At 68.1% G+C, this 21,466-nt stretch carries 17 protein-coding genes; 8 read left to right on the top strand and 9 right to left on the bottom strand.

From position 1 onward, the window contains the following. Nucleotides 1-95: 95 nt before the first annotated feature. The gene (locus ASE88_RS10260; protein WP_056477925.1) at nucleotides 96-938 is read right to left on the bottom strand and encodes an oxidoreductase; all 843 of its coding nucleotides are present in this window, start codon (nucleotides 936-938) and stop codon (nucleotides 96-98) included. A 115-nt stretch (nucleotides 939-1,053) separates the two neighbouring features. On the opposite strand from ASE88_RS10260, the gene ada reads away from it, so the two are divergent. Next, entirely contained in the window at nucleotides 1,054-2,109 is a 1,056-nt protein-coding gene (gene ada, locus ASE88_RS10255; RefSeq protein WP_056477923.1) for a bifunctional DNA-binding transcriptional regulator/O6-methylguanine-DNA methyltransferase Ada, read from the top strand. On the opposite strand, the gene ASE88_RS10250 is transcribed toward ada, so the two are convergent. Next, a complete protein-coding gene (locus ASE88_RS10250; RefSeq protein ID WP_056477921.1) occupies nucleotides 2,085-3,602 on the bottom strand; it encodes a S1C family serine protease in 1,518 nt (505 codons plus the stop codon). The two genes, ada and ASE88_RS10250, sit on opposite strands and share 25 nt — an antisense overlap. 135 nt (nucleotides 3,603-3,737) lie before the next feature. Between ASE88_RS10250 and ASE88_RS10245 the strand changes: the two genes are divergently transcribed. The 3 genes from ASE88_RS10245 to ASE88_RS10235 all read left to right on the top strand — a co-directional run bounded on the left by ASE88_RS10245 (nucleotide 3,738) and on the right by ASE88_RS10235 (nucleotide 8,314). Beyond that, the gene (locus tag ASE88_RS10245; RefSeq protein WP_055873623.1) at nucleotides 3,738-5,273 is read left to right on the top strand and encodes a CpaF family protein; all 1,536 of its coding nucleotides are present in this window, start codon (nucleotides 3,738-3,740) and stop codon (nucleotides 5,271-5,273) included. 369 nt (nucleotides 5,274-5,642) lie between these two features. Then, nucleotides 5,643-6,854 carry a hypothetical protein gene (locus tag ASE88_RS10240; protein ID WP_056477919.1) on the top strand — a complete coding sequence of 404 codons (1,212 nt, stop codon included), beginning with the start codon at nucleotides 5,643-5,645 and terminating at the stop codon, nucleotides 6,852-6,854. Further along, nucleotides 6,854-8,314: a hypothetical protein gene (locus ASE88_RS10235; RefSeq protein WP_056477917.1), complete on the top strand. Its 1,461-nt coding sequence runs from the start codon at nucleotides 6,854-6,856 to the stop codon at nucleotides 8,312-8,314. Before ASE88_RS10240 ends, ASE88_RS10235 begins: the two co-directional genes overlap by 1 nt. Here ASE88_RS10235 and ASE88_RS19240 read toward each other — a convergent pair. Next, the gene (locus ASE88_RS19240; RefSeq protein WP_200910201.1) at nucleotides 8,304-8,480 is read right to left on the bottom strand and encodes a hypothetical protein; all 177 of its coding nucleotides are present in this window, start codon (nucleotides 8,478-8,480) and stop codon (nucleotides 8,304-8,306) included. The genes ASE88_RS10235 and ASE88_RS19240 overlap by 11 nt on opposite strands. Before the next feature lie 23 nt (nucleotides 8,481-8,503). Further along, nucleotides 8,504-9,040 carry a polyhydroxyalkanoate synthesis repressor PhaR gene (gene phaR, locus ASE88_RS10230; RefSeq protein WP_056477915.1) on the bottom strand — a complete coding sequence of 179 codons (537 nt, stop codon included), beginning with the start codon at nucleotides 9,038-9,040 and terminating at the stop codon, nucleotides 8,504-8,506. Between the two features lie 77 nt (nucleotides 9,041-9,117). Here phaR and ASE88_RS10225 point away from each other — a divergent pair, with 77 nt between their 5' ends. The 4 genes from ASE88_RS10225 to ASE88_RS10210 all read left to right on the top strand — a co-directional run bounded on the left by ASE88_RS10225 (nucleotide 9,118) and on the right by ASE88_RS10210 (nucleotide 15,887). Continuing rightward, entirely contained in the window at nucleotides 9,118-10,113 is a 996-nt protein-coding gene (locus tag ASE88_RS10225; RefSeq protein WP_082466477.1) for an alpha/beta fold hydrolase, read from the top strand. Nucleotides 10,114-10,146: 33 nt separating this feature from the next. Further along, complete coding sequence (locus ASE88_RS10220) at nucleotides 10,147-11,334, top strand: acetyl-CoA C-acetyltransferase (protein WP_056477913.1); 1,188 nt, start codon at nucleotides 10,147-10,149, stop codon at nucleotides 11,332-11,334. 158 nt (nucleotides 11,335-11,492) lie between these two features. Beyond that, a complete protein-coding gene (locus ASE88_RS10215; protein WP_055873639.1) occupies nucleotides 11,493-14,825 on the top strand; it encodes a TonB-dependent receptor domain-containing protein in 3,333 nt (1,110 codons plus the stop codon). A 78-nt stretch (nucleotides 14,826-14,903) separates the two neighbouring features. After that, entirely contained in the window at nucleotides 14,904-15,887 is a 984-nt protein-coding gene (locus ASE88_RS10210; RefSeq protein WP_055873641.1) for a prolyl hydroxylase family protein, read from the top strand. Here the strand turns inward: ASE88_RS10210 and alr are convergent, their stop codons facing one another. The 5 genes from alr to ASE88_RS10185 all read right to left on the bottom strand — a co-directional run bounded on the left by alr (nucleotide 15,888) and on the right by ASE88_RS10185 (nucleotide 21,418). Next, nucleotides 15,888-16,913, bottom strand: a complete 1,026-nt coding sequence (gene alr, locus ASE88_RS10205; protein ID WP_056479358.1) for an alanine racemase — start codon at nucleotides 16,911-16,913, stop codon at nucleotides 15,888-15,890. Between the two features lie 92 nt (nucleotides 16,914-17,005). Next, entirely contained in the window at nucleotides 17,006-17,785 is a 780-nt protein-coding gene (locus tag ASE88_RS10200; protein WP_056477911.1) for an ABC transporter ATP-binding protein, read from the bottom strand. Further along, nucleotides 17,776-18,744 (bottom strand): FecCD family ABC transporter permease, encoded by a 969-nt coding sequence (locus tag ASE88_RS10195; RefSeq protein ID WP_056477909.1) that lies wholly within the window; start codon nucleotides 18,742-18,744, stop codon nucleotides 17,776-17,778. The genes ASE88_RS10200 and ASE88_RS10195 overlap by 10 nt, the downstream gene beginning before the upstream one ends. After that, nucleotides 18,741-19,544, bottom strand: a complete 804-nt coding sequence (locus ASE88_RS10190; RefSeq protein ID WP_056477907.1) for an ABC transporter substrate-binding protein — start codon at nucleotides 19,542-19,544, stop codon at nucleotides 18,741-18,743. The genes ASE88_RS10195 and ASE88_RS10190 overlap by 4 nt, the downstream gene beginning before the upstream one ends. Further along, nucleotides 19,541-21,418, bottom strand: a complete 1,878-nt coding sequence (locus ASE88_RS10185; protein WP_056477905.1) for a TonB-dependent receptor plug domain-containing protein — start codon at nucleotides 21,416-21,418, stop codon at nucleotides 19,541-19,543. Before ASE88_RS10185 ends, ASE88_RS10190 begins: the two co-directional genes overlap by 4 nt. Nucleotides 21,419-21,466 lie beyond the last annotated feature (48 nt).

Raw genomic sequence — 21,466 nt, 5'->3', positions numbered from 1 at the left:
GCAGCGCTCCGTCATTGCCACCTTTCCACCTGGGCCCCGGCCTCCGCCGGGGAGGTGCCCTTTCTATCGGCTGACGGATATCGGCCGATTCAGCATTACGCCGGGAAATCCGCGCCCAGGCTGGCCGCCTTGTGCGCCTCAATCTCCTTCAACCGCTCCGCCAGCTTCGCCGTCACGTGATCATAGCCCCACGCGCCCAGCACCAGATGCCGCGGCGGGTTCGCATCCTCGGTGAGCGCGATCATCGCCTCGCCAGCGCGCACCGGGTCGCCCGCCTGCGTCCCGCTGGCCTCGCGCGTGCCGTCGAGCCGCTTGCCCGCGGTGTCGGCATAGTCGGCGATCGCGACCGGCGTCTGTTTCAGCGAACGCCCGGCCCAGTCGGTGCGGAACGGCCCCGGCTCGACGCACGTCACATCGATCCCGAGCGGCTTCACCTCGGCGAGCAACGCATCCGACCAGCCCTCCACCGCATGCTTCGACGCGGCATAATAGCCCGAGCCCGGGAACCCGATCTGCCCCGCGACCGACGTGATGTTGATCACATGCCCGCTCTTCTGCGCGCGCAGGATCGGCAGCACGGCCCGCGTAAGCGCGAACAGCCCGAACACGTTCGCATCGAACTGCGCGCGGATCTCGGACTCCTCGCCCTCCTCGACCGAGGCCTGATAGCCATAGCCCGCATTGTTCACGAGCACGTCGATCCGACCGAACTTCGCCCTGGCCTGCGCGACCGCGTCGTCGATCTGCGCCTGATCGGTCACGTCGAGCGACACCGCCAGCGCGCGATCCTCCGCGCCGTCCGCCAGATCCGCGACGCGGGTCGCGTCACGCGCGGTGACGACCGCGCGCCAGCCGCGTGCGAGCACGAGCTTGGCGAGTTCGCGACCGAACCCGGTCGAACAGCCGGAGATGAACCAGACGGGCGTGTCGGAGGCCATGGTGCAAGTCTTTCATATTCAGGGACTTGCTCAGAACGGCCGGGCCCGCGATTGGCTCCGGCTTTGAGCGCAAGCCACGGGATGCGCGGGGAGCGCGGCGCGCTATAACCGTCCCATGAGCACCGCCCCTGCCCTCGACGACGACACCGCGTGGCGCGCATTCGCGGCGCGCGATCGCGCGTGGGACGGCCGGTTTCTCGTCGGCGTGAAGAGCACCGGCATCTACTGCAAGCCGAGCTGCCCCGCGCGTCACCCCAAGCGCGAGAATGTCAGCTTCCACCCCGACCCGGCGAGTGCGCGCGCCGCCGGATTCCGCGCGTGCCTGCGCTGCACCCCGGACACGGTCGGCCGCGACCGGATCGCCGTCGCCGCCGCCATCGCGCTGCTCGAAGCCGCCGACGACCGGCTCTCGCTCGACGCGGTCGCGGCGCAGGTCGGCTACGCGCCGCACCATTTCCACCGCCTGTTCAAGCGCGCCACCGGCGTCACCCCCGCCGCCTATGCGCGCGCACTGCGCACCGGCCGCGCGGCCGACGCCCTATCGGAGGACTCGACCGTGACCGAAGCGATCTACGACGCCGGCTATTCCGCCCCGAGCCGCTTCTACGAGGCGGATGCCAAACGGCTTGGCATGGCGCCCAGCGCGTGGGCGCGCGGCGGCGAAGGCGTCACGATTCGCTGGACCATCGCCGACACGAGCCTCGGCGCGCTGTTCGTCGCGGCCACCGACAAGGGCCTGTGCCGCGTCTCGTTTGACGAAGACGCCGACGAGCTGCGTCGCCGCTTCCCCAACGCGACGATCGAACCGGGCGATGCCGCGCTGGCCGAGCTGGCCGCGCATGTCGTCGCCGCCGTCGAATCCCCCGAACGCGACCACGACCTCCCGCTGGACGTCCGCGGCACCGCGTTCCAGGAGGCGATCTGGCAGGCGCTGCGCACCATCCCGATCGGCGAGACGCGCACCTATAGCGAACTCGCCGCGCTCGCCGGCCGGCCCGCCGCGGTGCGCGCCGCCGGCACCGCGTGCGGCCAGAACCCGGTGTCGATCGTTATCCCCTGCCACCGCGCGCAGCGGATCGGCGGGGCACTCGGCGGCTATGCGTACGGGCTCGACCGCAAACGCAAGCTGCTCGCTGTCGAAGCCGCTCAGCGCGCCGATTTGCAGGAATAGACGAGCTTCTCGTTGGGCAGCGGCGGCAGCACCGCGCGGATCGCCGCCTGCTGGCTGGTCAGCTTGGCGAGCGCGGTGTCGTCCATCCCGCACACGTTCGGCACCACCCCGCGCGTGGTCCGCGCCGCCGCCATGCCCGCCGCCGACATCAGGTAGCGCGTGTTCGAATAGATTCGCGTCGCCGGGTCGAACGACAGCACCGACACGGTCTGCTCGGCATCGGGCACCAGCACGCGGTCGAAGCGGCCGCCCCCGCCAAGGTTCCGCGCACCGACATATTGCGTCTTGCCGTTCATGCAGCCCTTGGCGCCCCATTCGATCGGCACGTCCTCGCTCGACGAGATCGTGATCCGGCTGCGTTCGGGGATCAGCGTGCACATCAGCTTGCCGAGCGCCGCATCGGGCGTCGCCAGCCGCGACTTCGGCAGCGCCGACAGCGGCACCTCGACCTCGCCCGACGGCCGCAGCACGAACACGATGATCGCGACGAGTACCGCGACGCCGCCGACTGAGACCGCCCAGATCGCCTGCCGCCGCTGGCCACGCGATTCGAGCAGCCCCGCGCTGCCGATCACCAGCGCGCCCGCGACGAGCAACAGCCCGGCGATCGCCATCACGTTCTCGCGCGTGCGCGCCGCCTCGGTCCGGGCCTTTTCGACGGCGCCCTCGCGCGCCAACGCATCCTGTGCCGCCGCGTCGCGCCTCGCCGACGCCGCATCGGCAGTCGCGCGCGCGTCGGCGTCGCTGTCCTGCCGCAGGCGATCCTCGATCGAGGTGCAGCCCGTGCCGATCGACGCATAAGGCTGTTTCGAATCGCGCAGGAAGCCCGCGAGTTCGGTGTCCGCGATCGCGAATCCGAACGTCGAATCGCCGTCCTCGCCGCGCGTGATCGCCGAGTTCACGCCGATCACCCGCCCGCACCGGTCGAGCAACGGACCGCCCGAATTGCCGCGCGCGATGCTGGCGGTGTGCAGCAGCACCTCGATATCGCTCAGCACGCGGCGGCCGGACAACACGCCCTCCGATCGGACCGGCGTCATCGGCCGGATATAGTCCGCCGCCGACCGCGCGGTCGCCAGGTCGACATTGCCGGGAAAGCCGAGCGACACCACCGCATCGCCCTCGTTCATCGGCCCGGTATAGAGCGCGCTCGGCGGCAGGCGCGCGCCGGTGAACTCGATCAGCGCCAGATCGCGCTGCGAATCATAGGCGATCACCTTGCCCTGGTAGGATTTGGTACCCTCGGTCGGGACGATCCCGACGACGACGTTGTCGGGATAGCGCTCGGCGAGATCGACGACGTGCGCGTTGGTGACGATCCGGTTGGGCGCGACCGCAAAACCGCTGCCATGGCCGAAGCCGACGACCTGGTCGTCGACCACCGCGATCGTGACGACGCGCACCACGCCGCGCCCGGTGGCGGCGATGTCGTCGGCCGACGCGGAACTGGCCAACCCGAAAGTCAGCGCGAGAAGGAGCAGCAGGCGGATCATGTCCCCGCCTTCGGGGAGTTCGCGGCGGCGATCAACCCTCGGCACCGCCGGGACCACGCGCGCCGATCCGGTTTGGTTAGCGAATTATCAAGCCTTGCCCCCTAACCCGTTGGGCAATCATCCAGGGATTTGGGCATGAGCGCATTCGGGCGTCGTAATGGCATCAGCGGGGGGCAAGCGGCCCGGCCAGCATTCGGCGTGGCGCGCCCGATGCAAGGCGGCGGCCCTGCGCCACGCCCCGAGCCCGAAGGCGGTTCGCAGTTTCCGCCGATCGAGTCGCTGCCGATGCCCGGCGAAACCGATGGCTTTGGCCCCGGCACGATGCCCGGCACGCAGATGGACGCGATGCAGCGCCTCTCCGATCGCCAGAACGCCAGCGGCGAGGCGGGCAACAGCCGCGTCGAGGGCTTCGAACAGTCGATCCACAAGATCAAGGAACAGGTCCTCCCGCGTCTGCTCGAACGCGTCGATCCCGAGGCCGCCGCAACGCTCGGCAAGGACGAGCTGGCGGAGGAATTCCGCCCGATCATCGGCGAAGTGCTCGCCGAGCTGAAGCTGACGCTCAACCGCCGCGAACAGTTCGCGCTGGAAAAGGTGCTGGTCGACGAGCTGCTCGGGCTCGGGCCGCTCGAAGAATTGCTGGCGGATCCGAACATCACCGACATCATGGTGAACGGCCCCGAACAGACCTATGTCGAGCGCAAGGGCAAGCTCGAGCTCGCGCCGATCCAGTTCCGCGACGAGGAGCATCTGTTCCAGATCGCGCAACGGATCGTGAACTCGGTCGGCCGCCGCGTCGACCAGACCACGCCGCTCGCCGACGCGCGCCTCAAGGACGGCAGCCGCGTCAACGTGATCGTGCCGCCGCTGAGCTTGCGCGGGACCGCGATCTCGATTCGCAAGTTTTCGGCCAAGCCGATCACGCTCGACATGATGGCCGGGTTCGGCAGCATGAGCCCCAAGATGGCGACCGCGCTGAAGATCGCGGGCGCGTCGCGGTTCAACGTCGTGATCTCGGGCGGTACCGGCTCGGGCAAGACGACGATGCTCAACGCGCTGTCGAAGATGATCGACCCCGGCGAGCGCGTGCTGACGATCGAGGACGCGGCCGAGCTTCGGCTGCAACAGCCCCACTGGCTCCCTCTCGAGACGCGCCCCGCCAACCTCGAGGGCCAGGGCGAAATCTCGATCCGCGATCTCGTGAAGAACGCACTGCGTATGCGGCCGGACCGGATCATCCTGGGCGAAATTCGTGGTTCCGAGTGTTTCGACATGCTCGCGGCCATGAATACCGGTCACGACGGATCGATGTGTACGCTCCACGCCAACTCCCCGCGCGAGGCGCTCGCGCGTATGGAGAACATGGTGATGATGTCGGACATCAAGGTGCCGAAGGAAGCGATTTCGCGCCAGATCGCCGACTCGGTGGAGCTGATCATCCAGGTGAAGCGACTGCGCGACGGCTCGCGTCGCGTGACGAACATCACCGAGGTGATCGGCATGGAAGGTCCGGTGATCGTGACGCAGGAGCTGTTCAAGTTCGAGTATATGGACGAGTCGGCCGACGGCAAGATCCTGGGCGAATACCGGTCGATGGGGTTGCGGCCGTATACGCTGGAGAAGGCCAAGCAGTTCGGGTTCGATCAGGCGTATCTGGAGGCGTGCCTGTAAGGGGCGTTGCCTCAGGGCCTTCACCATACCCATCACCCCGGCCTCGGACGGGATGGGGCATTGCTTCAGTCGACATAAGCAGCGCAGGATTCGATCCTCCCCCGCCAGCGGGAGGGGGCGCGGAGCGACGGAGAACGATAACACGGAACCCGCGTCGGCGCTTACCGCCCCCTCCGTCTGGCAAGCGCCAGCCACCTCCCCCCGGGCGGGGGGAGGATTGCCGATCGGCTTTGGCGCTCAAACACGAGCGCGGGCGGACCGTCGGTGAAACCCGGCCACGTCCTTTGCGCAAGGGGACAAGTCCGCTCTTCGATCGGCGCACCCCGCGCCGCTTGTACGCCGCCACCGACCCGCTAGGGACGGTGCCATATGCGCCGCGCCCTTCTCACGCTCGTCCCGCTGCTGGCGGTCCTCATCGTTTCCGCGCGCGAGCCGGCAGCGCCGGCCGCGATTTCGCCAGCCGCCCGAGACCGCGGCGTCTACCATCTCGCCACCAATGCCGAGACGCGCTGGGTGCCGTTCGACCTCACCCCGGGCAACCAGATCCGCTTCAGGATGCAGCTCGACGGGCGCGACGTCACCGCGATCCTCGACACCGGCGTCAGCTATACGCTGCTCGCAAAGGCCTCCCCCGCGGTCGATACCGCCAAACTGGTCGCCGGCGGCAGTGCGACCGCGATCGGCGGATCGATCGCGCTCGGCTGGATGCCGACGCGCTCGATCGCGGTCGGCGGGCTCGCGCGGACCGGCGGCGGCGTCACGGTCGCGGATCTTCCCGCGATCGCCACCGGCAGCGCCTCTGCCGTCGACCTGCTCGTCGGTGCGGACATGATGGCGGGCTACGCGCTCGACATCGATTACGCCGCGCACCGCTTCCGCCTGCTCCGCTCGGGCCGGCTGCCGTTCAAGGGCGAAACCGCGTCGTTGCGGGTTTCCGCCGAACGCAGCGTCTATGAAAGCGCGATCACGCTCGGCGACCGCAGGCTCGCCCCGGTCGTGGTCGATACCGGCGACGGATCGTCGATCACCGTCACGGCCCCCGGCTGGGCGGCGGCAAGCCTTGCGGTGCCGTCCACCACCGCGATCTCGTTCGGTCTCGCCGGCCCCGCGATCAGCGGCCTCGCAATCGTTCCCGACATCCATGTCGGCAATATGGTCGCGCGCTGGTCGGAAGTGCGGATCGAACCCGCGGGCGGCTTTTCGCAATCGATCGGCGTCGCCGGCCGGATCGGCTCGGGATTCCTGCAGAACTACCGCGTCCTGCTCGATCCCGGCGCGCGCCGCATGGTGCTCAGCCGCGGTCCAAAGGCCGATACGCAGCCGTTGCGATCGACCAGCGGGTTGCTTGTGGGTGTCGAGCCCAACCGATTGAAAGTCCTCCACGTGATGCGCGGCGGCCCCGCTGCGGCCTCCGGGTGGAAGGACGGCGACCTGATCTGCACGATCGACACGGTGCCGATCCCCGCGGACTATGCGACCAGCCCGATCGCGTCCTGGTCCGCGGGCGCGCCCGGGCGCGTCGTCCGGCTCGGGCTGTGCGACGGCACGACGCGCGCGCTGACGCTCGCACGATTTTACTGATGCGCCACAGCCGCTGGGCGGGCGCAATGCTCCTGCTGCTGGTGGCGCTGGCGATCCGGGCGTGGGATTTCGGCAACCCGGTCATCGAGCCCGACCAGCAATATTATCTGCTGGTCGGGGATCGCCTGCTGCACGGCGCGGTGCCCTATGTCGACATCTGGGACCGCAAGCCGGTCGGACTGTTCCTGCTGTTTGCGGGGATTCGCACGCTCCCCGGCAACGGGATCCTCGCCTATCAGCTGGTCGCGACCGGATGCGCATGGGCAACCGCGCTCGTCGTGCGCCGTGCCGCCGGGACGATCGGTGCCGACGACCGCGGTGCGATGGTCGCGGGGATCGCCTATCTCGTCGCGATCACGCTGGTCGGTGGCGGTGGCGGGCAGGCGCCCGTCTTCTACAATCTGCCGATGGCGGTGGCCGGGCTGCTGACGCTGCGACTGCCCGCAAAGGCCGCCGACCAGCGCCCGCTGACGATCGTCGCGAGCGGGATCGTCGCCTGCCTGCTCGCCGGGATCGCGATTCAGCTGAAATACACGCCGATGTTCGAAGGCGCGTTTTTCGGACTGGCACATCTCTGGTATCTGCGGCGTGCAAGCACGAGCGGGTATCAGACCGCCGGCGCGACCGCCGCCTGGGCGCTGATGGGGTTGCTGCCGACGCTGGCCGCGATCGGCTGGTATCACGCCCGAGGCGCGGCCGCGTTCGACGCGTTCTGGTTCGCCAACTTCGCCTCGATCGCTTTGCGACGCGGCTATTCGGCGAGCGATCTTGCGATGCGGCTGCTGGGCATCGCCGCGCAACTGTCGCCGCTGATCCTGGCGACCGGGCTGACATGGCGTGCGCGGCCGCGGAGTGAAGTCGCTGTCGAGCCTTTGATGGTCGGTTACGCCTGGCTGGGTTCGGCGCTGATCGGCTTCTGCGCGATCGGGACGTTCTTCGATCATTATGCGCTGCCGCTGGTCGCGCCGCTCGCCATCCTCGCTGCGCCCATGCTCGGTCGGTCGGTTCGGATGATCGCGCTGACCCTGGGCGTGACCGCTTCGATCCTCGTCGCCAAGCGCGCGATCCATCCAAACGACTCGGCCGGCGCGTACCGAGTCGCGCAGATCGTCGCGACGAACAGCGGCGGCGCCTGCCCGTACGTCTTCATCGGCGATACGATCACCTACCACCTCGCGCACGCCTGCCTGCCGACCGCCTATGCCTTTCCCAACCTGCTCGCCTACGACACCGAACAGGGTGCGACCGGGATCGACGAACCCGGCGAAGTGCGCCGCATCCTCGCGCGCCGCCCGCCCGTCATCGTCACGTCGGACCGTCGGCTGTCGATCTGGAACCGCGGGAGCCTGCGCGCGGTCAAGGCGGCGCTCGCGCGCGACTACCGCCCGGTCTTCACGACCCCGCGGAACAGCTGGCACACCGTCGTCTATCTCAGGAACGACCGCCGCTTCAGGTCTTGAACGCGAGCCCGATCGTGATGGCGAGTGCGATCAGCGCGAGCATCTGGACGGTCGGCCAGTCGACCCAGCCGACCGAATCCGGATCGCGCCGTCGTCGCCGGCGACGCTCGCCGACCCCTGCAAGGATGGCAACCGCGGCCAGCGCGCCGCTCGCACTCCACAACACCGCCCCCCCATCGGTCCGACCGCTCAGCCGAGCTTCTCGACCTTTTCCTGCAACTTGGCGAGTTCGGTGCGCAACGCCGCGATCTCGTCGTCCTTGCTGGCAGCGGGTGCCGGCGCGGGCGGCGTCATCGCGTGGGCGGCGACGTCGAACATTGCGAGGTTGCGCTTGGCGATATCGGCGAACGGCGAGTTGGCGAACGCACCCTCGACCGCGGACTTGAACTGGTCGTGATTGCGGCGGAAGCTGTCCATCGACGCCTCCAGGTAGCCCGGCACCATCGTCTGCATCGAATCGCCGTACATCGAGATCAGCTGGCGCAGGAAATTCACCGGCATCATCGTCTCGCCGCGGCTCTCTTCCTCCATGATGATCTGCGTGAGGACGTTGTGCGTGATGTCCTCGTCGGTCTTCGCATCGACCACCTTGAAGTCGCGGCCCGCGCGGGTCATCGTCGCGAGATGATCGAGCGTGATGTACGATGAGGTCTCGGTATTATAGAGACGCCGATTGGCGTATTTCTTGATGATGACGATTCCGTCGGCCGCTGGTTGCTTCTTCATGGATCCCCCGTCTTATGTTTGAAACGGAGGCTACAGTCTTTGATGACGCACCGCAACAAGGACCCAGACCTCTACCCTTGTTCCTGTCGCTGCTGCGCAGCGAGACCGCAGCATCGCCCGACCGGATGGCGCGCGCGCTGGCCGGATTGCGCGCGTATCAGGGCGCGCCGCGAGAGCTGCGGGCGGATCCGATGCCCGCGATCCACCGCGCCGGCCGCGTGTCGTTGCGCGATTATGGCGGCCGCGGACGCCCCGTCGTGTTCGTCCCGTCGCTGATCAACCCGCCCGATATCCTCGATCATTCGCGCGATACTTCGCTGCTGCGGTGGATCGCCGCGCAGGGGTTCCACGCCTGGCTGGTCGACTGGGGATCGCCCGGCAACGCCGACCGCGACCTCGATCTTGCCGCGCATGTCGAGCGATTGCTGGTCCCGTTGCTGCAGGCACTGCCCCAACCACCGGTCGTCGTCGGCTACTGCCTCGGCGGCACGCTGGCGCTGGGCGCCGCCGCGATGACGCCCGTCGCCGGCGTCGCGACGATCGCCGCGCCGTGGCATTTTGCGGGGTACGCCGAAAGCCGTCCCAGCCTCGCCGCAACCTGGGCCGCGGTGAAACCCGCCGCCGCGGTGCTGGGCCTGCTCCCGATGGAAGTGCTGCAGACCGGCTTCTGGCAACTCGACCCGACCCGCACCATCGCCAAATACGAAGCCTTCGCCGACCTCCCGCCCGACAGCGATGCGGCGCGCGCGTTCGTCCGGCTCGAGGACTGGGCGAACGCGGGCGCTCCCCTCCCCTACGCCGCCGCAGCGTCGCTGTTCGAGGACTGGATCGCCGAAGACCGCCCCGGCAAGGGCCGCTGGGCGATCGCCGGCATCCCGGTCGATCCGCGCGCGCTGGCCTGCCCGACCGTCGAGTTCGTTTCGCTGAGCGACCGGATCGTCCCTGCCGCCACCGCGATCGGGCTTGCCGACCGCCGCGATCTCGGCGCGGGGCATGTCGGCATGGTCATCGGCCGCTCCGCCCGCGCACGCCTCTGGGAACCGCTCGCCAACTGGATCGCCGCGCTCGACTGACGTACACGGGGTACAAACACAGAGGATCCCGACATGACCGACCTGCTCCCCACTGACGTCGTCATCACCGCCGCCAAGCGCACCCCCGTCGGCAGCTTCCTCGGCGCGTTCGCCGCAACGCCCGCGCACGAACTCGGCCGCATCGCGATCGAGGCTGCGCTCGGTCAGGCGGGCGTGGCGGGCGAAGACGTGTCCGAAGTGATCCTCGGCCAGGTGCTTACCGCTGCGCAAGGCCAGAATCCCGCGCGCCAGGCGTCGATGGCGGCGGGCGTGCCCAAGGAGATCCCCGCCTGGGGCGTCAACCAGGTCTGCGGCTCCGGCCTCCGCGCCGTCGCGCTCGGCTGCCAGGCGATCCAGACCGGCGACGCGACGATCGTCGTCGCGGGCGGGCAGGAATCGATGTCGCTCTCGGCGCACGCGCAGTCGATCCGTGGCGGCCAGAAGATGGGCAACCTCAGCCTTGTCGACACGATGGTCAGCGACGGCCTGACCGACGTCTTCAACGGCTATCACATGGGCATCACCGCCGAGAATCTCGCCGAGCAATATCAGGTCACGCGCGGCGAGCAGGACGCGTTCTCGGTCGCCTCGCAGAACAAGGCCGAGGCCGCACGCGGCGCAGGGCGGTTCAAGGACGAGATCGCGCCGGTAACGATCAAGGGCCGCAAGGGCGACACGATCGTCGCCGATGATGAATATATCCGCGCCGGTGCGACGATCGAGAGCGTCTCGGGCGTGAAACCCGCGTTCAAGAAGGACGGCACCGTCACTGCGGCGAACGCGAGCGGCCTCAACGACGGCGCCGCCGCGCTCGTCCTGATGCGCCGCGACGAGGCCGAACGTCGCGGTTCGCCGATCCTCGCGACGATCAAGAGCTGGGCGTCGGCGGGCGTCGACCCGTCGGTGATGGGTATCGGCCCCGTCCCCGCGACTCGCCGCGCGCTCGAGAAGGCGGGCTGGACGCTCGGCGAGCTCGACCTGATCGAGGCCAACGAAGCGTTTGCCGCGCAGGCGCTGTCGGTCGGCAAGGAGCTCGGTTGGGACGCAAGCAAGGTCAACGTCAACGGCGGCGCGATCGCGATCGGCCACCCGATCGGCGCGAGCGGTGCGCGCGTCCTGACGACGCTGATCTACGAGATGCAGAAGCGCGATGCGAAGAAGGGCCTGGCGACGTTGTGCATCGGCGGCGGCATGGGGATCGCGATGTGTCTGGAGCGATAAGACGCGGTCATGCGAGATTTGCGGGACGATCCATTGTGACGGTTTTGTCACATGGTGACGCAAAAAGGTGATGTCCGCGTCGTGATTATGAACAGAACCTTGCGCAGACGACCCGAACAAGTTTGAATGCCCCATCGACGAAAACGGGGCAAAAAAACATGAAATTCAATCGCTTTCTTGGCGCCACGGCGGTCGTAGGCGCACTGGCGCTTCTTCCGCACGGTGCTTTCGCGCAGACGACCACCGAACCGGCACCGGTCGCGGGCGATTCGATGGCGCAGGAACCGGTCCAGACGACCAGCGCTACGCAGGCCGATGGGAAGCCCGCCGCAGGCGGTGAGGAAATCCTCGTTACGGGCTCGCGCATCCGCTCGCCCAACGCCACGTCGGTCGTTCCGGTCACGACCATCTCCGCTGCGGAACTGACGCAGACCGCGCGTACGTCGATCGGCGACGTGCTCAACGATCTCCCGCAGCTCCAGAGCTCGTTCGGCCAGTCGAACTCGACCCGGTTCCTCGGCACCGGCGGCCTCAACCTTCTCGATCTTCGTGGCCTGGGAACGTCGCGCACGCTCGTGCTCGTCAACGGACGCCGTCACGTCGGCGCGGATATCCTCAACAACGCGGTATCCGTCGACGTCAACACGATCCCGACCGATCTGCTCGAAGCCGTTGACGTCGTCACCGGCGGCAACTCCGCCGTGTACGGCTCGGATGCGCTTGCCGGCGTCGTCAACTTCCGCCTCAAGAGCAACTTTGAAGGCCTGCAGATCCGCGGTCAGGGTGGCGTCAGCGACGAGAAGGACGCAGGCAGCTATTTCGTCAGCGTGACGGGCGGCAAGAATTTCGCAGACGGCCGCGGCAACATCGCGGTCAATTTGGAATATGCACGCACGCAGGCATTGTTCGCATCGAGCCGCAAAAACTATCGCCAGAACGACGCGTTCGTCACGACGAACATCGATCCGGCAGGCGCCGGTCTCAACGGCAACCTGAACTTCGACGGCGTGCCGGACGCAACGTTCTTCCGCGACGTCCGCGTCGGTACGTTCTCGGATGGCGGCCTCGTGTCGTTCGCCGGCGCGGGCATCGGCGCGACGTCCGCAGCGCCCGGCGGTCGTGATCCGCTGGGTCGCGCCTATACCGTCAATTACCTGTTCCAGCCGGCGGGTACGCTCACGCGCCAGACCGGCACGCGCGTCGGCATCGCCGGCGGCAGTGCAACGACCCCGTCAGGCGCGCCCGCCGGAACGTTCCTCGGCGGCAACGGAAACACGCGGCGCGAGGGCGTTCTGCTGCAGCTTCTGCCGCAGATCGACCGCTATTCGGCAAACATGATCGGTCATTTCGATGTCTCGACCGCGTTCGTGCCGTTCTTCGAAGCCAAGTATGTCCGCGTCGACTCGGTCAGCCTCGGCGGCTCGGGTCCGGCGTTCTTCACCGGCAGCACGATCGACGCGCTGTACGAGCGTCCACGCCTCGACAACCCGTTCCTCGACGCGACGTCGCGCGCGACGCTGACCGCCCAGGCGCTGCAGTCGGCGACCAACGGCATCAACATCACGACCGGGACGGCATTCGCCGCAGGCAATGGATTGACCGCCGCCCAAGTCCAGGCGAACCAGATTGCGGCAATCAACGCCGGCACGCAGCGCTTCATCCTGCGCAAGAACCTGACCGATCTGGGTTCGCGTCGTGAGGACGCGCGTCGCGAGACGTATCGTTTCGTCGGCGGCGTGCGCGGCGATTTCGCCGACACCTTCAACTACGAACTGTCCGCGAACTATGGCGAGTTCCGGGAAAGGACGAAGGTTCTCGGCAACGTCGACGTCCAGCGCCTGAGCCTGGCGCTCGACGCGCAGCGTAACGCCGCGGGTCAGATCGTCTGCGGGTCGCAGAACACCGCAGCACGCGGGCTCGCAAGCGCGCAGCAGGTTGGTGCGGGCATTGATCCGGAAACCGGTCTCCCGACCGCAGCGGGTCAGGCGATCCTCGACAGCAACATCGCCGCGTGCCAGCCGCTCAATCCGTTCGGCGTCGGCAGCATCTCGGATGCCGCACGCAACTATGTGCTGCGCAACACGCAGTCGTTCGGCAAGATCACGCAGCTGGACATCCTCGGCACCGTCGCCGGCGACACGTCGAAGTTCATCAATCTTCCGGGCGGACCGATCGGCTTCTCGATCGGCGGTGAGTATCGTCGGGAGACGAACAAGTTCCAGGCCGATCCGCTGGTCGAGGCGGGCTACACCTTCTACAACGCGATCGCGGCCTATAATCCGCCATCGTTCGAAGTGAAGGAAGCGTTCGGCGAAGTCCGCATTCCGCTGCTCAAGGACATCGTCCTGATCAAGGAGCTGACGCTGTCCGCTGCCGGCCGTGTCTCCGACTATAAGGGCTCCGCAGGGACGGTCTACACGTACAACCTGAGCGGTGAATACTCGCCGATCCAGGACATCCGCTTCCGTGCCAACTATGGCCGTGCCGTACGCGCCCCGAATCTTTCGGAGCAGTTCTCGCCGGCTGGCCAGAACTTCGCACCAGGGTTCGTCGATCCTTGCTCGGCGGACAATCTCGGCCGTGGCACGCAGTTCCGTGCCGCAAACTGCGCGGCAGCGGGTATCCCGGCCAACTATAACTACCAGTACGTGCAGTCGCTCGAGACGCTGAGCGGCGGCAACTCCAACCTTCAGGCGGAAAAGTCTGATTCGTACACTTATGGTGGGGTCATCCAGCCGCGCTTTGCACCGGGTCTGACGCTGTCGGTTGACTACTATAATATCCAGGTCAACCGGGTCATCGCGGCGCCTTCCGCACAGGCGATCGCCAATACCTGCTACGACGCACCATCGATCACGGACAACCAGTTCTGCAATAGCTTCACGCGCGTTGCTGCCGGTGCGACCGGTCCGAACGGGGAACAGGCCTACCGCATCATCGAGGGAAGCCTTCTCCAGCTGCCGTTCAACTTCGCCAGCCTGAAGGTTCGCGGTATCGATACGAACCTCGCCTACACGCGCAGCTTCGGAGCGACCCGCGTGTCCGGTCAGGTGATCTATACGCACTCGTTCGAGAACACGAACTTCCTGAACCCCGTACAGCCCGACTTTGGCGACAACCTGAACGGCGAAATCGGGCAGCCGAAGGATGCGGTCAACGTCAACCTGGGTGTCGATTTCGGTCAGTTCACCCTCGACACGCAGTTCCGCTATCTGGCGAAGCAGTCGGTCGGCGCGATCGAGAACCAGGAGCCCTTCCAGGGCCGTGCGCCGCAGAACCTCGACGACTTCAGCCAGTCCTTCTATCCTGATGTCCTGTACATCGGCATGAAGGTGGGCGTGGACATCGGCGAGCGGTCGAACTTCTACGTCGGCGTCGACAATCTGACGGACCGTCTCCCGCCCCTGGGTGCGACCGGTATCGGCGCAGGCAGCGGCATCTACGACAACGTCGGCCGTCGTTTCTATGCAGGCGTGACCGCCCGCTTCTGATCCGGTTCCAAACGAACCTGACGTGCGATACTGCGGGGTCGGTGGGTTTCCACCGGCCCCTTTTTTTATGGGTGACGAATGATCCACGATCCGGTTGCACACGCTGATGACCTGCTCGCCAGAGGCCGTGTTGGCGACGCGGTCTCGGTGATCGAGCAGCATGCGCAAGCAGGCAGCGTCGATGCCGTGTTCAAGCTTGCGATGTGGACGCTTGCAGGCTCCCCGGTGCGGCGAGACCTGCCGGCAGCGCGCGCGCTCCTCCGGCAGGCGGCATCGCTTGGCAATCCCGACGCAGCGCTCGTCGAGATCGCGCTTGTCGCGAACGGCAGTGGGGCGACGGCGGACTGGGCCGGCGCACGCGCCTTGCTCGATACGGCAGCCGAAACCGATGCGATCGCCGCGGCGCATCGGGCGTTGCTCGACAAGATGACACTCACCGACGACGGCGCCCCGGTCGATCCTGCGCAGGCGGAAACGATCGGCAAGACCCCCGACGTCCGGCATATCGCCCGGCTGTTCACGCAGGACGAGTGCCTGCATATCGCGCACTGCGCGGCCGATATGCTGCAACCCGCGATGGTGGCTGATCCGCAAACCGGACGTAACGTCCCCAATCCGGTGCGCACGTCGGATGGTGCGGTCATCGGCCCGACGCGGGAAACGTTGGTCGTCCAGGCGCTGAACCGCCGGCTGGCAGCCGTTACCGGAACCGACTGGCGTCAGGGCGAGGCGCTGTCCGTCCTGCGATATCGCCCCGGCCAGCAATTTCGGCCGCATGTCGATGCGCTGCCGGCGACGGGCAACCAGCGGATTCGCACCGTTCTGGTCTATCTGAACGATGGGTTTTCGGGCGGCGCGACGTTTTTCCTGAACAACGCGCTCCGCGTCATGCCCCGCACCGGCGATGCGGTGATCTTCGACAATGTACGCCCCGACGGCGCTGTCGATCGAACGACGCAACACGCCGGCGAACCCGTTACCAGCGGCGTCAAATGGCTCGCGACGCGCTGGATACGCGCGCGCCCGTTCAGCGTCTGGACCGGGCCCGAAAACGCCGCGTGATCATGCCCATACGCGCGCGAAACGCGCGCCGAGCGCGGTCAGCAACTCATATTGGCTCATGCCCGATACTGCCGCGGCGTCCGGCAGGATGAAGTCGAATGCGATCCAGTCGCCCTCGACGACCCCCGTCGCGCCGGTCAGCGCGACCGCGACGAGATCCATCGACACGCGACCCAACACCCCGAGCGGGATGTCCGCGGCGCGGGCGGTGCCGACACCGGAAAAGCCGCGGAAATAGCCATCTGCATAGCCGAGGTTGACGATCGCGACGTCGGTGTCCGCAGTCGCGGTCCAGGTCGCGTTGTAGCCGACCGTCTCACCGGCGCGGACGCGGCGGCGCTGCAGGATCTGGGCCTCGATCGTGACCACGGGTCGGACTGCGTCGGTCAGGTCCGGGCGAGGGACACCGCCATACAGCGCCAGGCCGGGGCGGGTCAGGTCAAACGCATAGCCGTTGAGCGCGATACCGGCCGAATTGGCGAGGCTGAGCCGCCGCGCCGATGTCGTGCCCGCCAGCGCGGCGAACCGGTCGCGTTGGACCGCGTTCATCGGCACGTTTTCGTCCGCGCACGCCAAGTGGCTCATCAGCGTTTCGATCTCGAGGCCTTGCAGCAGGCCGCGAGCGATATCGTCCGCCGACACGCCGAGGCGGTTCATCCCGGTGTCGACCATGACGTCGCACGCGCCGCCGCCCGCGGCTTTCCAGCGCGCGACCTGCGTGGCGGTGTTGAGGACCGGACGGGCAAACCCCGCGCCGGCGGCGGGCATATCGTCGCCGCGGACGCCGTGCAGGACGGAAACGGTCAGTCCCAGCGGCGCGAGATCGGCGGCTTCCTGCCAGTTCGAGACGAAGAAGTCGCGGCAGCCGGCGTCGGCCAGGCGGCGGGCGACCTCGGTCGCGCCAAGGCCATAGCCATTGGCCTTGACCGCCGCGCCGCATGCCGCGGTGCCGCTCAGGCGGTCGAGCGTCCGCCAGTTCCGGACGAGGGCGTCGCCGTCGAGGCGCAGGCGTAGGGGTGCGGGAATGTCGATCACCCGGGGCGGGATAGTGCCCCGGGCGCGGCGCGTCGATGATCTTTCATTTGGCCTGCCACGGCTCGGCCGCCGCGTCGCCCGGCCTACTCGCGCTCGACACGCCCGACCGGGACCAGCAGGCGGCGGTCTCCATCGTCGAGCGGCGCGACGCGGACGCCGAACACATGCGCGAGCGTGTCCGCGGTCATCACGTCCGCGACCGGACCGAACGCGACCACGCGACCGTCGGCGATCAGCAGCGTATCGTCCGCTGCGCGCTGCGCCTGGATGAGGTCATGGAGGACGATCACCACCCCTGCCCCGCCCGCCGCGTAGGTGCGCAGCCGCGCGAGCAGGTCGATCTGGTGCGAGGGGTCGAGGCTGGCGAGCGGTTCGTCGGCGAGCAGCCAGCGTGGTTCGCCCGCCAGCACGCGCGCGAGCAGGACGCGCGCGCGTTCGCCACCAGAGAGTTCGCCGATCGGGCGATCGGCAAGGCGCGTGGTTTCGGTGTCGTGCATTGCGCGGTCGACGGCGGCGCGGTCCTGCGGTGACGGGGCAGCGTGCGCCCCGAGATGCGGCAGGCGACCGAGCGCGACGACGTCGCGCGCGACGATGTTCCAGTGCACCGTCGCGTCCTGCGGGAGGTAGCCGATCGCACGCGCGCGCGCACGCGGGTCCATCGTCGCGACGTCCTGCGTGTCGAGCCGGACGCTGCCCGCGCTCAGACTGATGAGCGCGGCGGCGGCTTTGACCAGCGTGCTCTTGCCCGCGCCGTTGGGGCCGAGAATTGCGGTGACGCGGCCGGGGCGGAGATGCGCCGACACGTCTTGGAGCACGGTGCGCTTGCCGAGCCTCACGTGTAGCGCGTCGACGATCAGATCCATGCGCGGCCCCGTTCCCTGACGAGCAGGCCCAGGAAGAACGGCGCGCCGATCATCGCCATCGCGACGCCGAGCCGCACTTCGCCCGCGCCGGGTGCGAGCCGGACAAGGCTGTCCGCGGCAAGCACCAGCGCAGCGCCCCCGAGCGCGGAAGGCAGCAGCAAGGCGCTCGGGCGGTGGCCGAAGATCGGTCGCAGCAGATGCGGGACGACGAGGCCGACGAAGCCGATCACGCCGGTCACCGCGACGCCCGCGCCGACGACGAGGCCGGTACCGAGCACGACCAGCCACCGCACGCGGCCCATCCGTATGCCGAGCGATCGCGCCGCCGCCTCGCCCAGCGACAGCGCATCGAGCGCGCGGCCCGTGCCTAGCAACAGGACCGCGCCGAGCAGCATCGGCGGTAGTGCCAGCTTCAGGTCGTCCCAGCCGCGATCGGTCAGCGCACCCATGATCCAGTCGATCACCTCGGCAACCGCATAGGGATTCGGCGCGATCGAGATCAGGAATGCGGTGAGCGCGCCCGCAAGGCTGGCGAGCACGGTGCCCGCGAGGATGAAGGTGATCGCGCTCGGCGAGCGCCATGTCAGCGCCGCGAGCAGCGCGACCGCGCCGCCCGCGCCGATCATCGCCGCCACGAAGATCGCGGGTCCCGAACCAAGGCCGAACACGATCGCCGCAACCGCGCCGAGCGCTGCGACCGACGACACGCCGACGACCGCCGGGTCGGCGAGCGGATTGCGGAGATAGCCTTGCAGCACCGCGCCCGACAGCCCGAGCGTCGCGCCGAGCGCGAGGCCGAGCACCGCGCGCGGCAAGCGCAGCTCGAGGATGATCCACCAGCGCGGGTCGCGCGAGAACCAAGCGTCGAGCGGCACCCAAACCTTGCCACAGCCCAGCGACAGGCCGAACAGGACGACCAGCAACAGCGTCAGCGCGGCGAGCTTGCGTGCTCGGCTCACGCGACCGTCGCCCGGATCGCGGCAAGGCGTTCGAGTGCGGGCGGGATAGTCGGGCCGCCGCAATTGATCAGGACGCGTGGGAAGACGGCGTGCGGCGTGGTCGCCAACAGGCGCTGGCGCAGCGCGGTGCCGCGGCTGGTTCGCTCGGGCGCGATCACGATCGCGGGCGGTCGGGTCACGATCGTCTCTGCCGAGAGCGTGCCGGTCTGCGTCAGGCCATAGCGCGCCGCGGCGTTGCGGAGGCCGACGCGCGTCATCATCTCGTTCAGCAACGTGCTCCCCCCGGTCGCGAGATCGCCGCTGATATACAGCAGCGCGCTCGGCGACGGACCATCCTTGCGGCTCCAGCGGGTCAATGCGCGATCGATAGCGGCGTTGATCCGCGCGCCCCCCGCCGGCGCACCGACGGCATCGGCGATCTGCGTGACCTGCGCCTGGCTCTCCGCGATCGAATCGGGGATGCCGACCAGCAATGTCTTCAAACCGGCCCGCGCGTAAGCCGCCTGCGTCGCGGACGGGGTGTAGGTGCTGGCGATGACGAGATCGGGATGCAGCGCGATCACCTCCTCGGCGGTCCCGGCGGTCGTCCGGAACCGGCGCGCCACGGCGAGCGGGATCGAGGTCCCCGACGCGTCGTGCGAATATTGGCTGATCGCGGCGATCCGCGATGCGGGCAGGATCCGCACCAGCACCGAATCCACGCAGGGATTGGTCGAGACGATCCCGCCGCCGCCGCCCGCGCCGGGGGACCGCGCGCAGCCCCCGAGCAGGAGCGCGAGGAGGATCGCCCCGCGCCTCACTTCAGCCGCAACCGCACGCCGCCATACGCCGCCCGGCCGTAATTCCCGTAGCCCGCGATCGTCTGATACCGCGAGTCGGTGAGGTTATCGACGCGGCCGTAGAGCGCGATCTGGTCGTTGACCGGCAGCTCCGCGCGAACGCTGGCGAGCGCATAACCGTCGAGGCGCGTCGCGTTGGCGGCGTCGTCGAAGCTGTCGCCGACCATCGTCACGGTACCGCCGACGGACAGGCCGAACGCGAACCGATAGTCCGCGTCGACGCTCGCGGTCTGCTTGGGACGGCGCGCGAGATGCTTGCCGAAATCGTCGCCGATCGAACGGTTCTCGGTGTCGATATAGCTATAGTTAGCGGTCAGCGTCAGCGCATCGACCGGGCGCACCGCGAGCGTGAATTCGACGCCGTCCGCCTCGGCGCGGGCAACGTTGTCGTATACGCCGAACGGCCGGTCAACGCACTCGACCGCGATGCAATCGCGGAAATCGATCTGGTTGCGCGTACGGCGGTTGAAATAGGTCACCCCGACGCGTGCGCGATTGCCGAGAAACGCCTGCTCGACGCCGACGTCGAAGTTGCGTGCCGTCTCCGGATCGAGGTCGCCATTCCCGTATTCGGAGAAGAGCTGGTACAAGGTCGGCGCCTTGAAGCCCTCGCCATAGCTCGCACGCACCGTCGTCCCCGTGCGCAGCGCCAGCGCCGCATTCGCGCCGAACGTCGTGTGATTGCCGAAATCCTCGTGGTCGTCGTTACGGACGCCGCCGGTCAGCGTGAGGATATCGATCGGCTTGACGATCAGCTGGCCGTACACGCTGGTGATGCCGGTATCGGCATAGCTGAAGCCGTCATTGTAGCGGCTGTTCTCGCGCTCGACACCCGCGACGACGCGGACCTGGTCGAGCGGACGGAAGTCGCCCTGATATTCGTAACGCTCGCTGCGGCCGCGACCGAGGAACGACACGTCGCCGCCCGGCTGCGAGAAATTGTCGCGGTTGATGTCGGCGATCGTGAACGCGACGCGGTTGTTGAACCGGCCATCGGCGAAGTTCGCGTGCAGGCCGGCATAGCCATAGAGTTCCTGCGTGGTGCCATAGGCGGCACTGTCCGCGACCACGAACGTATTCGGGTCGAACCCGTCGTCGATGTCGACGCGGCTGTCCGCGAAATAGCCGCGCAGGTCGAGGCCGATGCCCGGCGCGAACTCGACGCCCAGCCGCCCCGTCGCACCGTACTGGCGATATCCGTCGCGCTCGGTGCCGCTTGCCGCGGACGAGATGCCGTCGCTGCGCAGGTAGCCGCCGGTCAGCGAGCCCGATACCGGGCCCTTCGCGCCCGACACGCCCGCGCTCGCGAACACGCTGTCCGCATAGCCATATTCGGCGTTGGCGCGCGCCTGCAAACCCTCGGTCGGCGCGGCGGTGATGATGTTGACGACGCCGCCGATCGCCTGGCTGCCCCATGGCACCGAGTTCGGTCCGCGCAACACCTCGATCCGCTCGACCGAGCTCGACAGGAGATTGCCGAAATTGAAGCCGCCGCCGGTCGACGACGGATCGTTGACGCGGACGCCGTCGATCACGACCAGAGTCTGGTCCGCCTCGGCGCCGCGGATGCGGACGCCGGTCAGCGCGCCGACTGTGCCGTTGCGCGTGACGGTGACGCCAGGCGTGGTCGCGAGCAGATCGGATACCACGGTGGTCTGCCGGCGCTCGATCTCGGCGCGGTCGATCACCGTGACGGCCTGGCCGATTTCGCTCAGCGGTTGCGCGGCGCGGCTCGCGGTGACGACGATGTCCGAGGCATCGCTATCGGGAATCGTCTGGGCGTTCGCCGGTGCCGCGATCGTCGCGGCGCCTAGGAGGAGGAAGAACTTCGTCATCAGGCACGTCCTAACCAGAACCGCCTGCGACCATTCGCGGGGCGGCCA

It is taken from the genome of Sphingomonas sp. Leaf38 (assembly GCF_001421825.1).
Classification (GTDB): Bacteria; Pseudomonadota; Alphaproteobacteria; order Sphingomonadales; family Sphingomonadaceae; genus Sphingomonas.
Note: the sequence above shows the minus strand (reverse complement) of the source record. Positions and strands in the feature narration are given on the sequence as shown.

Bases quoted from the DNA above. Each gene is read 5' to 3' on its own strand.
- ASE88_RS10260 (WP_056477925.1), bottom strand. From the start codon at position 938: ATGGCCTCCGACACGCCCGTCTGGTTCATCTCCGGCTGTTCGACCGGG.
- ada (WP_056477923.1), top strand. From the start codon at position 1,054: ATGAGCACCGCCCCTGCCCTCGACGACGACACCGCGTGGCGCGCATTC.
- ASE88_RS10250 (WP_056477921.1), bottom strand. From the start codon at position 3,602: ATGATCCGCCTGCTGCTCCTTCTCGCGCTGACTTTCGGGTTGGCCAGT.
- ASE88_RS10245 (WP_055873623.1), top strand. From the start codon at position 3,738: ATGAGCGCATTCGGGCGTCGTAATGGCATCAGCGGGGGGCAAGCGGCC.
- ASE88_RS10240 (WP_056477919.1), top strand. From the start codon at position 5,643: ATGCGCCGCGCCCTTCTCACGCTCGTCCCGCTGCTGGCGGTCCTCATC.
- ASE88_RS10235 (WP_056477917.1), top strand. From the start codon at position 6,854: ATGCGCCACAGCCGCTGGGCGGGCGCAATGCTCCTGCTGCTGGTGGCG.
- phaR (WP_056477915.1), bottom strand. From the start codon at position 9,040: ATGAAGAAGCAACCAGCGGCCGACGGAATCGTCATCATCAAGAAATAC.
- ASE88_RS10220 (WP_056477913.1), top strand. From the start codon at position 10,147: ATGACCGACCTGCTCCCCACTGACGTCGTCATCACCGCCGCCAAGCGC.
- ASE88_RS10215 (WP_055873639.1), top strand. From the start codon at position 11,493: ATGAAATTCAATCGCTTTCTTGGCGCCACGGCGGTCGTAGGCGCACTG.
- ASE88_RS10210 (WP_055873641.1), top strand. From the start codon at position 14,904: ATGATCCACGATCCGGTTGCACACGCTGATGACCTGCTCGCCAGAGGC.
- ASE88_RS10200 (WP_056477911.1), bottom strand. From the start codon at position 17,785: ATGGATCTGATCGTCGACGCGCTACACGTGAGGCTCGGCAAGCGCACC.
- ASE88_RS10185 (WP_056477905.1), bottom strand. From the start codon at position 21,418: ATGACGAAGTTCTTCCTCCTCCTAGGCGCCGCGACGATCGCGGCACCG.